General features: G+C 43.6%; 9 protein-coding genes. 6 read left to right on the top strand and 3 right to left on the bottom strand.

Features of this window, described 5'->3' with window-relative positions; all coding sequences use genetic code 11:
* Positions 1-19: 19 nt before the first annotated feature.
* The 3 genes from K339_RS0100475 to K339_RS35625 form a co-directional block, all read right to left on the bottom strand.
* Positions 20-649 carry a gluconate 2-dehydrogenase subunit 3 family protein gene (locus K339_RS0100475; RefSeq protein WP_028521842.1) on the bottom strand — a complete coding sequence of 210 codons (630 nt, stop codon included), beginning with the start codon at positions 647-649 and terminating at the stop codon, positions 20-22.
* On the bottom strand, positions 646-2,385 hold the full coding sequence (locus tag K339_RS0100480; protein WP_028521843.1) for a GMC family oxidoreductase: 1,740 nt from the start codon (positions 2,383-2,385) through the stop codon (positions 646-648). The genes K339_RS0100475 and K339_RS0100480 overlap by 4 nt, the downstream gene beginning before the upstream one ends.
* Before the next feature lie 96 nt (positions 2,386-2,481).
* Complete coding sequence (locus K339_RS35625) at positions 2,482-3,903, bottom strand: DUF4153 domain-containing protein (RefSeq protein WP_028521844.1); 1,422 nt, start codon at positions 3,901-3,903, stop codon at positions 2,482-2,484.
* 104 nt (positions 3,904-4,007) lie between these two features.
* Between K339_RS35625 and K339_RS0100490 the strand changes: the two genes are divergently transcribed.
* The 6 genes from K339_RS0100490 (at position 4,008) to K339_RS0100515 (ending at position 11,770) form a co-directional block, all read left to right on the top strand.
* On the top strand, positions 4,008-5,786 hold the full coding sequence (locus K339_RS0100490) for a glycosyltransferase family 39 protein (protein WP_051397707.1): 1,779 nt from the start codon (positions 4,008-4,010) through the stop codon (positions 5,784-5,786).
* Complete coding sequence (locus tag K339_RS0100495; RefSeq protein WP_028521846.1) at positions 5,786-6,604, top strand: transketolase; 819 nt, start codon at positions 5,786-5,788, stop codon at positions 6,602-6,604. Before K339_RS0100490 ends, K339_RS0100495 begins: the two co-directional genes overlap by 1 nt.
* On the top strand, positions 6,601-6,993 hold the full coding sequence (locus K339_RS35630) for a hypothetical protein (protein WP_051397708.1): 393 nt from the start codon (positions 6,601-6,603) through the stop codon (positions 6,991-6,993). Before K339_RS0100495 ends, K339_RS35630 begins: the two co-directional genes overlap by 4 nt.
* Positions 6,993-8,999 (top strand): NAD-dependent epimerase/dehydratase family protein, encoded by a 2,007-nt coding sequence (locus K339_RS0100505; protein WP_229598671.1) that lies wholly within the window; start codon positions 6,993-6,995, stop codon positions 8,997-8,999. Before K339_RS35630 ends, K339_RS0100505 begins: the two co-directional genes overlap by 1 nt.
* 47 nt (positions 9,000-9,046) lie before the next feature.
* Positions 9,047-10,726: a hypothetical protein gene (locus K339_RS0100510; protein WP_157607427.1), complete on the top strand. Its 1,680-nt coding sequence runs from the start codon at positions 9,047-9,049 to the stop codon at positions 10,724-10,726.
* 120 nt (positions 10,727-10,846) lie between these two features.
* Positions 10,847-11,770: a transketolase family protein gene (locus K339_RS0100515; RefSeq protein WP_028521849.1), complete on the top strand. Its 924-nt coding sequence runs from the start codon at positions 10,847-10,849 to the stop codon at positions 11,768-11,770.
* The last annotated feature ends 5 nt before the right edge of the window (positions 11,771-11,775 follow it).

Genomic DNA, 11,775 nt, shown 5'->3' on the forward strand with positions numbered 1-11,775 from the left:
AAAAGTATGTAAGAATAATCTAAGAGTCGTAACTCAAGCCATATTGCTTCAATACATCCGCAGGAACTCCCTCCCAAGCATTCGGGCGGTTACCTACATAGCCTAAGTAATTGAATCCAATTTGCGTCGTAAAATAACCCGTAGCCGTTAGGTTACGCATCAGATTAAAAAACGCTACCCCTTGCGTCATCTCAGGCTTGGCCTGTTCAGGATAAGCGATTTGGTCTAACATTTTGGTTTGTTCACTTTTGGTACATGTCACAAACTTCTTCCCAAACTGCTTCAAACATTGGGTATCTAACCAGCTCAATCCACCTCTCATTGGCGTTTGGTGTTGAGGCATATCTTTGACAATGAATTCGATAAAATCGGGCACTTTGGCTTCTAATGCACCACCGTGCTGCCCGTCGGCAGGGATAATGTAGTTAGCCAATACGCCAATGGTCTGTTTTTCGTGCGCAGTAAAAAACGTGTCAGCCGCGATTTTTGCATCACGTGCACGTTCTGCCGCACTTTTACCATTTTTAAAATCAGACAATGACAGGGGCGCTACGGGCTTTTTGGGAACATCAGCCTTTGCTTCTGTACCTACAACTGTCGCCGTAATTGTCCCAAGGGAAATCGCTTTTAACGTGTCTCTGCGTTTCATAGGTTTGCTTTTTTACGTTGGTCAATGATGTATTCAGAAGCCCGCATCGACAAGGCGAGAATTGTCCAAGTTGGGTTTTTATCCGCTTGCGATACAAACGTACCTGCATCCACAACGAATACGTTGCGCGAGTCGTGCAACTGACTATAACGGTTCGTCACTGACTTCGATGGATCATCGCCCATACGGGTTGTTCCTACTTCGTGAATGATACGACCAGGTGCGGCCAAACCATAGTTCGATTCTGCCCCAGGTTTCGGCCCTGTTGGAATACCTCCCATCGCAGTGATGATTTCTTCGAAGGTATCTTGCATGTGCTTGGCTTGCTTGATTTCGTGCTCCGACCACTTGTAGTTGAATCGAAGTACTGGAATACCATACTTGTCCACCATGTTCGGGTCGATTTCGCAGTAGTTATCCTCACGTGCAATCGCCTCTCCGCGTCCTGCCATACCGAAGTTGGCACCGTAGAAGTGACGGTAGTCTTCTTTCAATGACAAACCATAGCCCCCCGCAGGTTTTTTATTTCCGTCTTTGCCTGGGTATTTTCCGTTGGTATTTTCCATACCAAAGCCAAAACCATAACCTGGCATTCCCATACCTCCACCGTACTCGATGTGGTATCCACGCGGGAAGTCTAATTTCTTATCGTTCAGCCACCAAGGCGTATAAACGTGCATACCTCCTACGCCGTCTTCGTTATAACGCTTTCTGTCCACCAAATGAGGCAAGAACGCACTTCGGCCTGCTCCTGTTGAATCGTGTAGGTATTTTCCAAGAATGCCACTTGAGTTACCCAAGCCTTTTGTGTGACGCGACGATTTTGAGTTCATCAACAAACGCGCTGATTCACAAGCACTAGCTGCTAATACAACGATTTTGGCGCGTACTGTATATTCTTGCAAATTCTGCTTGTCAACGTAAGATACCCCCGTTGCAATACCATCTTGGTTGGTGATTACTTCGCGCGCCATGGCGTTGGTAAATACCGTTACATTTCCTGTTTTCACGGCAGGTTTTACCAAAACCGACGACGACGAAAAGTCGGCATACGCTTGGCAACCACGGCTACACTGTGAACAGTAGAAACATTGACCACGCTCGTTGTTGATGGGTTTTGTCAAAATCGACAAGCGCGACGGAATCACGGGGATGTTGATTTTTTTACTTGCTTGTTTCAAAAACAACTCGTGCAAACGAGGTTTTGGCGGTGGCAAGAAAATACCATCTGGCTCATTTGGGAAATTTTCTACACTCCCAAAAACTCCCACAAGACGGTCCACTTTATCATAATAAGGCTTCACATCATCGTAACCGATTGGCCAGTTATCGCCTAAGCCATCCACATCTTTGCGTTTAAAGTCTAGTGGCCCAAAACGAAGCGAGATACGTCCCCAGTGGTTGGTACGTCCTCCAAGCATCCGCGAACGGAACCAGTCGAATTGGGTGCCGCTTTTACGGGTATATGGCTCACCTTCAAGCTCCCAACCTCCCCAAGCAGCATCAAAATCACCAAATGGGCGATGATTACTGGCACCACGGCGTGGCGACTCCCACGGGTTTTTAAGCTGGGTAATGTATTTAGGATCCGCTGGATCGTACCAAGGTCCCGCCTCAAGCAAAGCCACTTTCGCTCCCGATTCCGCCAATACCTTGGCTGCCATACCACCACCCGCGCCTGAACCCACGATACAGACGTCATAAACAGTGGGTTGTTCTTTGATTTGAAAACTCATACTGATAGAAACGATTGGGTTTTTAAAATTTTTGTCAAATATGAAAAAGCATCAGCACTTATCCAAATACTGTAAATAATCAAAGGAAGACTAACATTATTTCAATGTTTTTCGCAGCCAATCCCCGTCTAACGTCCTCGATCGCCAGTCTAATACCTTCGAATTCCATCGTTTTTGCGTTTTAATCTCTTTTTCGATTGCCAGTTTATACATTACCAAACGCGGATCATTTTGTTCAATTTTTGCTTGTAAAAACGGCAAGCGAGTAACGTCTAGTTGCTGAATATAGCTCATATCAAGGCGCTCGGCATACGTAAAATTGTACCAAGTAATCAATCTACTCCAATCTACGAGTAGGTAGCATGAAACTGTTGCATAAACCAACCACATGGTTTGGCGCACCAAAAACGCCGTCGATTTTACCTTCTTTATTTTATAGTACGTCAATACTAAGCCACCCAATGTCAATAAAAGGGCAATATATACCCAAATCCGTTTGAACGTTAGTCCGAAGGCCATTACGTACAGCGTATTTTTATAAAACGTAAAGACCCCCAAAGCCGCGTTCAGTGCAATCCATACAAAAGCCAACTGCAACAAACGACGGTTGTTTGCGTAAAAGTTTTGATTACCGCGAAAGAAATACACAATCAACGCTATGGCCGAAGCTATGCTTATCAACAACGCATTAAACCCTTCATGTACTTGTTCGGAAAAACCTTTGGTCGTCTGTAACGATGGTAGCAACAATTGCGCCATACTAAACAGAAGAAAAATGGTAATAAGCGTATTGAGCATAAAAAAGAGAATCACAGCCTGCCGATATTCGTACTTGAGTGCAATCGTCCCCACCTTTGTTTTGGCCGTACGTTTTTTGGTTCTTGTTAAATTTTCGTGGTAAGGGGTTTCTGTAAAGGGTAATTTCCCGCTTCCTGCAAAAAATAATGGACATAACACAACGCCTCCGAGCAAAACAAACCCAACGAGCCAAACATCAATCTTAACGTCCATCCACGCTAAGTCTAACCAAAAATCAGGGTTAGCCCAGCAGTAAAGTCCATAAAAAACGACTGTAACAGAAAACGGCATTAAGTAGAGCGAAGGCTTTCGTTGACGTTGGTATCGCCATAGAGGTTGAAAAAGTGAAGCAATTCCCGACTTAATCTTTGAAAAGTTATCCAAAAAACTAACCACCATCGCACTCAAAAACCCATTGAGCCATGCCCCAATTACCGTACTTTGCGGAGCCATCGTAAACCCAATAAAAACCAATAATGAGCATATATACATGAAGCTTGCCCATCCTAGACCATGCCAGGCCACCGCAAAAGCCAATATCAGTTGCACCAAGGCACTTTTTTGCCACTGTTTTTGAGCAAGCAATGCAGGGTGTGTATGAGCCACTAATCCAATCAAAGTTGCCGAGAATACAATGGTATTATACCCCTGAATTTGCTCATAAAATAGGTAGGTAAAAAGCGAAACGGCTATTCCCCAGTTTACAATCGTTTTTTTCATAGCTTTATTTTTTAAATTAAAAGTACTTTGAAATACAAAGTAAATAACTCAAAAGCATTCGTTCCAAATCTTTTTCAGTAAATTTGTGCGCCTATTTATCAAATATGACATTCTATCAACGACATTCTACCTCTTCTAGTAGTTATAGCCCTTTTTTGCTTCTTGTCATTCTTGCAGTGGCGCTTGGCTTACGGCTTTATCACCTCGATGCCCACGGTATTTTTTACGATGAAAAATCGACGATGGTGGTGAGTCAAGGGATTGTGCTCGACGGAGCCAATCAAAAAGATGTTTTTGACAAAGGGAAATTGGTCTTCACCAACGAAGAGTTTTGGCGAGAAAAAAAGATTCCCGACTACTACGAAGCCATGACGCGCAGCGATATTGGCAATAGTCCGTTTTATTATTTCCTGCTTCATCATTGGATGAAGGTTTTCGGCATTTCGGATTTCTCAGCCCGAATGATGTCAGTGCTGTTTAGCGTCCTGACAGTCTGGTTATTATTTATTTTTACCCGTCGCTTTTTTCAATCAGAGCGTTTGGCCTTCACTGCCGCTGCATTGGCGGCCATTGAGCCTTTTTTTGTGGCTTATAGCCAGCAAGCGCGCAATTATTCCCTCACGTTTTTTCTTACTTTATTGGCTTCCTACTTATTTCTCCGTGCCTTGGAAGCCGACAACACCAACAAGCCCTCGTTGAAATGGTATGCTGGTTACGCAATCACGGCCTTTCTGGGACTATATTCTCATTTTCTAGTTGCGTCGGTGTTGCTTGCGCACGGTTTGTACGTGCTTTGCTGCGTTCGCAAACTCAAGAGCTGGATTGCATTTAGTTTTTCAGGGGCGTTTGCCGTTGCCACTTTAGCGTGGTGGCTCGTTTATGGCGGTGGTCAAAACACGCTTTTTAGCCTCAATCACCAGACCAAAGTTTATTTAGAATGTGCGCTCAACCGACCGTATAATAACCCATACGGCATTATTTTGCCCGCTACTTTTGGTAACGTAGTCCAAAAAAGTATCCCCATGTTTACCGATTTATGGGTGTTTACCAATGGATTGATGGAACATTTAGCAGGCAAAAAAAACATGATATTGGCAACGCTTATTGGTGTATTGCTAATGGTTACTTATCATTTTTCGCAGAAAAAATACCCGCTTGCCCAATGGTTGGTCATTGCCTCAGTGGTCATTCTTGGCGCAAGTGCGGCTTTGTACAAAGATTATACTTTGGGCTTCTGGGCGCTATCAATGGCTTTGTTTATGACCTATTTGGCTGTTCAAACGTTGATTTCGCGAACAAAAAATTTCCCCAAAAGCTACCTTTGGTTTTTGGTCATTATTGGCATTATTCCGACCGCATTTTTGATTTTTAATGCCGTTAGAAGCGGTCATACCTATGGCTTAATGCAGCGCTATTCGGGTTTTTCTTTCCCTTACGTGACTATTTTAGCGAGTATCGTTTTGTGGCAATTGTGGGAATCAAAAACGACGATTAAATGGGTTGTCTCTGCTATTTTGGGGATTCAATTGTATTTTGTGGTACAGACACTTCAAACGATTTACGCCGACCGTTCAATAAAATATAACTACCGCAATACTCCTCGCGAACCTAACCCTCATTATGCGGCGGCACAACAAGCAAAAGTGCTCTATCAGAAGGGAGATACGGTATTTTTACCCGCTCCCATGGCGCATTTTGATAACCCAATGGACCGCACTTATTTGCCTTATTCGGTGGTCGATGCTCAATATTTTAACCTGTATCTACCAAAAGACCGTATCTTTGTGCAAAAGTTGGATACCGTCAACGTGAACAAGATACGTTTGAAGAAAGCTGACGGGCAGCTAATTGAACTCATTGACTTGAAAGGAAAACGATACTAATGGTCGAAACACAAGCTCTCGCAACAGATTATTTAAAACTCAGCGGCGAACTTCGTTTGAAGGTGTTGGGTCTATACAAAAAAGCCAATGCGGGCCATATCGGATGCTCGTTGAGTTGTATTGACTTGCTCATTGGGTCGTTGGTTCATCATAAGCGTCCGCAGGATTCTTTTATTTTGTCGAAAGGCCACGCGGCTGCGGCTTTGTACGTGACACTAAATCATTTGGGTGAAATTTCGGACGAAATCTTAGAGACGTTTTATCAAGACGGAACTACCCTTCCCGCCCACCCTGCCCCTAATAAACACGCAGGCATTCCGTTTGCAACGGGCTCACTCGGCCACGGACTTCCGATTGCGACGGGCATTGCCCAAGCTAATAAATTATCCGACAACGACGGCATTTCCTTCGTTTTGATGTCGGACGGAGAGACCAATGAGGGTACGACTTGGGAAGCCGCTCATTATGCCATTCAGAAAGGATTAGACAATTTAATTCTTTTAATTGACCGAAACGGTCTTCAAGGATTTGGTTATACCAACGAAATTTTGGGAGATTCGGCCGATGCGGTTAAATGGCGCGCGATTGGTTTTGACGTGGTCGAAGTCAACGGACATAATCCTGCTGAGTTAATCGAACAAATTGCGGCGCTTAAAACCCGCAAAAATGGGATACCAAAAGTAATTATTGCGCATACCATTAAAGGTAAAGGAGTTTCGTACATGGAAAACCGCATGGAATGGCACTATTTGCCCATGAGTGACGATTTGTACGCTACTGCCGTCTCAGACGTACAACAAACCTATTTATTGTCATGACTGAACGCGAGCGCCTTGACCAATTAGAACTTTTGATTGCCGAATTTGCCATCAAGCAAGACGAACATACGGCGATTTTAGAAGAGCATTCAGCTAAACTTGAGCGATTATCTTTGCAGATAAAACGCCTCGAAGAAGCCGTTAAACTATGCCTGAGAGGAATCCAGCAAAATAGCGATGATATTCAGTTCCTACTCCGCAAACAGAGCGAGTTTGAAGTCCAGTTAGCAGAACTTACAGCCCGTTTTGAAACCCTTGAAAAGCGCTTTGACAATATGGAGAATAGGCTCGAAAACGTGGAGAACAGGCTGGGGAAAGTAGAACAAAGGCTCGAAAACGTAGAAACCAAGCTAGACACGATTATTACGATTCTTCAAAATCGTAATTAGTGCTTTTAATAAAAACTAATACCGTTTTGGTGTACAAAGACAAAATACAACAGCTCAAAGGCCCCATTTTTGTATTTGGGGCGAGTGGTTTCATCGGAGCCAACTTGTTCAAAGACATTTACAGCGTGCGTCAGGATGTGTATGCACTCACCCACGATGCCACCAAAGCTTGGCGCTTAAAGCTTTTGAATGTACCGTTTGAAAACATCGTTCACTGCGATATTTTATCTGACCATTCGGTAGAAGAGATTTTTGACAAATACAAGCCGCGTACCATTTTCAACCTTGCCGCGTACGGAGCTTACAGTAAACAAAAAAACGTCAATCTCATTTACGAGACCAACGTCATCGGAACGGTAAATATTCTCGAAAAATGTACCGATGAAACCGTCTATATTCACGCAGGGAGTAGTTCTGAGTATGGTTTCAATTGCTCGGCTCCCAAAGAAACTGACCCCGTAAAACCCAATAGCCACTATGCCGTTTCGAAAGTATCGGCGGCGTATCTGATTGAGTTTTACGCAAAAGTACATCAACGTAAAGCCCTTAACTTACGTCTTTATTCCATTTACGGCGCTTGGGAAGAGCCCGACCGCTTGATTCCTCGACTGATTGAAGAAGCTCGTAAAGATAAATATCCTCCGCTTGTTTCACCCGATATTAGCCGCGATTTTGTCTATGTGGACGATTGCGTTGAGGCTTTTATTAACGCTGCGTTGAAAGTCAACTCGTCGATTTCAGGAAATTCATACAATATCGGAACGGGTCAAAAAACAACCATGCGCGAATTGGTGGATACCACACGCACGGCTTTTCAACTGACCGATGCACCCGTTTGGGGAAGTATGCCCAACCGTGGATGGGATTTGGCCGAATGGTACGGCGACCCTACCGCCGCCGAACGCGACCTGGGCTGGAAAGCACACACCCCACTCAGCGAAGGCTTGACCAAATACCGCGACTGGCAAGTAGCTAGTAAGTACGAAGAAAATGTACTTACTGCTTTCCAAAACCCCAAGCTAAACCCCGTCATTACGGCCATTATTGCGTGCTATAAAGATGCCCAAGCGATTCCGTTTATGTATGACCGCTTGGTGAAGACGTTCAATCAAATGAAGGTTCGTTACGAAATTATCTTTGTCAACGATGCCTCACCCGATAACCAAGAAGAGGTAATCAACGCCATTTGCCAGCACGATCCTAACGTGATTGGGATAACCCACTCGCGGAATTTTGGTTCGCAGTCTGCCTTTCTGAGTGGTATGGAAATCTCTACGGGCGATGCGGTGGTGCTGATGGACGGTGATTTGCAAGACCCGCCTGAGATTATCCCTCAATTTTATGATAAATGGAGCACGGGTTTTGACGTTGTTTATGGCGTGCGCGTACAGCGCGAAATGAAGCCTCACATTCATTTTTTCTACAAGACATTTTATAAAATATTCCAAAACCTAAGCTACGTTCCCATTCCACGCGATGCGGGCGACTTTTCAATGATAGACCGTAAGGTTGTCAAAGAAATCGTAGCACTGCCCGAAACCGAACAGTTTTTACGCGGCTTACGGGCATGGGTTGGATTCAAACAAACGGGCGTTGATTATGTTCGTCCTGAGCGGATGTTTGGGGTAAGTACCAACAACTGGCGTAAAAACATCTGGTGGGCGAAGAAAGCGATATTCTCGTTTAGTTTTGCTCCGCTCGAATTGATGAGTTACGCTGGATTTATGCTCACTGGTTTATCCATCTTAGGAATTTTCTATCAGATTTTAGCCAAATATTTCTTTGCTCCCGACACTCCACAAGGGTTCACGACAGTCATTATTTTGATTGTACTTTTCGGAGGATTAACCTTGCTAGGCATCTCGTTTTTAGGAGAATACATCAGCAAGATTTTTGAGGAAACGAAAAAGCGGCCTAAATTTATTCGTACTAAAATCCAAAAAGGGTCTAAGACGTTCCGTACTTCTGAGGAGATAATGACGTTAGTGAAGCAACGCAAGAAGTAACCATAATTCGTTACGTAACCCATTATTGGTCAAAATAATACCGTGTTATGAAACCTCTTTACGTATGGCTATCACTGGTCGCCACTGTAGTTTTGTTTTGTCTGTTTATAGGGTATTTTGCAGTGGATCTTCCTCAAGGAGATGACTTTGATTTGATTCTCCACTTCTTGACGAATTACCTTACCAATGCCCATACGCTCTACGAAAAATGGAGTCTGTTAACGGCTCAGTTTGTTGAACACAGGTTGTTTTATACGCGCTTTGTCGTATTGGGGCAGTATTTACTCACAGGTAGCGTTTCTTTTTATCTCATTATCCTCATTGGAAATCTTTCTTTGGTAGGGATACTTTATATTGTTTACCGACAATTACGTAGTGCCAATCTACCCGTCCATTTCCTGCTTCCTGCTGCCCTTATTGTATTTCAACCTTCTTATTCGTTCGATGGTGTCCTATGGCCTGCGGCTACGTTGGCCTACAATTCAGTAGCGTTTTTTGTCATTCTCACCATTCACTGGCTTTCTACCTCTAAGCCTGTTAATTTTTGGTTGGCCATCCTCAGCGCCCTTCTTTGTACTTATACCTTTGGCAACGGAATGCTTATTTGGGGAGTAGGGCTTATGCTTCTTTGTCTGCAAAAAAGATGGAAAGATACCGCTTTTTGGGTAGGCGCGATTGCACTCATAATGGGCTTATATTTTTCTAATTACGTCCATTACCAAAGCCGCAACAACCCACTTTCCCATCTTCTCGAACACCCTTTTTACGTAATTATTAACTTTTTTGTATTTACAGGTTCGGCGCTTAACTGGAGCGAACAATGGCCCAAAAACCTCGCTTCCGATGATTATTGGTCTATTGTTACGGGGATTTTGATTACTTGCCTCTATCTATTTTTGCTATACAAAGTACTTGTAACTTTCCTCCAAAAATCACCCGATACGGATAAAACACTTGGTCGTTATCGGATTTTCATCGTTGGAGTTTTAACTTTTATTATCCTCACTGGTTTATTATTAACCACCGCTCGTGTGCATCGTGACGACATTCTTATGCACATCAATCGCTATCGGATTCATTCGGTTGTGGTGCTGGTTGTTTCGTACATGTATCTTATTCCGTGGCTGCAATCTAAGCGACGAAGCTTCCTTGTAGTTACTTCCATGACTCTTTTCTTTGCGGTTCTTTCGTATTTTAGTTTTTACAACATCTTTGATTTTTACAGACGCAACTTCTCTGCTGGTCAGTTCAACTGGCAACAAAACAGTGAATGGTTTATCTATCGCGATACAGCCTATTGGGAAGGTGCGTCGAAGTTAGTACTAAATGAAGCAAAAAAAGTCAAGACGTATGAAGTACCTCCGTCAGCTTTCAAAGTCTTACCAGTCTCTGATACAACCCAAAGTTTAGAAATCAAATTAGACCCCAAAGCGAAAGAGCTTCATCTCAAAGGCTTTGCCGATGATTTGTCATCCATCGGCCATCAAAACGATTATTATTTTGTATTTAAAAACTTATCTACCAACAAAATATATTTGGAAGCGTCGCATTATGACCATCGAAGTTTTCGATTGGTACTGATGGGTAATTCGTACTATTACGGGAATTTTAACACCTTTATTACCTACGCGCATTTTCCCAAAGGTAAATACCAAATAGGCTACGCCCGTTTAAACGCTCAAAATGAGCTTGCCTATCACTGGCAAGCTTCGTATTTTGACCAATAAAGTAATACTATCCCTACTAATTCACTTCTGCGTATTTGGGTAACCTTCCGAATTTCGCTTATTTTGTGGTAAGTTTTCTGAGATTCCTGTGTTTTTTCGCAGGAAAAATAGCTATACATCATGCGTAAAGAATTTTCAGCCGCTATTGAAAAATTGGCCCTCGCCGATGAATCGGTCGTGTTTATTACAGGTGACTTGGGATACAATGCCCTCGAAAACCTCCAAGAAAAACTAGGTAAACGCTTCATCAATGCGGGGGTAGCCGAGCAAAACATGGTCGGGGTAGCGGCAGGAATGGCCTATCGCGGCTACAAAGTTTTTTGTTACAGCATCGCTCCTTTTGTGGTTTATCGTTGTCTGGAACAATTCCGCAACGATGCTTGCCTGCACAACCTTCCCGTTTTTTTGGTAGGAAATGGCGGTGGCTACGGCTACGGCATCATGGGAAGTACCCACCATGCCATTGAGGATTTGGCTTGTTTAAGTAGCCTTCAAAATGTAAAAACGTGGATTCCTGCTTTTAGCGATGAAGTTGAATTTTCATTAACGGCAATATTAGAAGAAAAACGCCCCGCCTATTTACGTCTTGGCGTAGGTGGTCTTACGCCTGAAGGTTCTGTGTTGTCAGGTTCCCTCAAAAAAATCCACCAAAGTGCCCAATCTACTACGGCTATCATTGCATTAGGCCCGATTGTTTCCAATGTCCTGAAGGCACTTCCGCAAACTGAGTTAGCCGATGAGTGTAACATCTATACAGCGCTTACACTTCCGCTTGAACTTTCTTCTTCTACCATCGAAGAACTACGCCAAGTCGATACCATTTTAGTGGTTGAAGAACACGTAAGTATTGGTGGACTTGCGCAGCAACTTTCTGTGAAATTACTGGAAGCTGGGGTGCATCCTAAAAATTTCAAATCGCTCTCAGCCCAAGGATACCCTGACGGCCTCTATGGTAGTCAAAGCTATCATCAGGCACAGTCGGGATTGGATTCTGCCAACATTGTTCGCATACTTCACTCCTTTAGTCACTCATTAAGTCGCTAAACGGG

Origin of the sequence: Runella limosa DSM 17973, from assembly GCF_000482465.1 — a bacterium.
Classification (GTDB): Bacteria; Bacteroidota; Bacteroidia; order Cytophagales; family Spirosomataceae; genus Runella; species Runella limosa.

Excerpts from the sequence above, each read along its gene's own strand:
- K339_RS35630 (WP_051397708.1), top strand. The coding sequence starts at position 6,601 with ATGACTGAACGCGAGCGCCTTGACCAATTAGAACTTTTGATTGCCGAA.
- K339_RS0100480 (WP_028521843.1), bottom strand. The coding sequence starts at position 2,385 with ATGAGTTTTCAAATCAAAGAACAACCCACTGTTTATGACGTCTGTATC.
- K339_RS0100495 (WP_028521846.1), top strand. The coding sequence starts at position 5,786 with ATGGTCGAAACACAAGCTCTCGCAACAGATTATTTAAAACTCAGCGGC.
- K339_RS0100510 (WP_157607427.1), top strand. The coding sequence starts at position 9,047 with ATGAAACCTCTTTACGTATGGCTATCACTGGTCGCCACTGTAGTTTTG.
- K339_RS0100490 (WP_051397707.1), top strand. The coding sequence starts at position 4,008 with ATGACATTCTATCAACGACATTCTACCTCTTCTAGTAGTTATAGCCCT.
- K339_RS0100515 (WP_028521849.1), top strand. The coding sequence starts at position 10,847 with ATGCGTAAAGAATTTTCAGCCGCTATTGAAAAATTGGCCCTCGCCGAT.
- K339_RS0100475 (WP_028521842.1), bottom strand. The coding sequence starts at position 649 with ATGAAACGCAGAGACACGTTAAAAGCGATTTCCCTTGGGACAATTACG.
- K339_RS35625 (WP_028521844.1), bottom strand. The coding sequence starts at position 3,903 with ATGAAAAAAACGATTGTAAACTGGGGAATAGCCGTTTCGCTTTTTACC.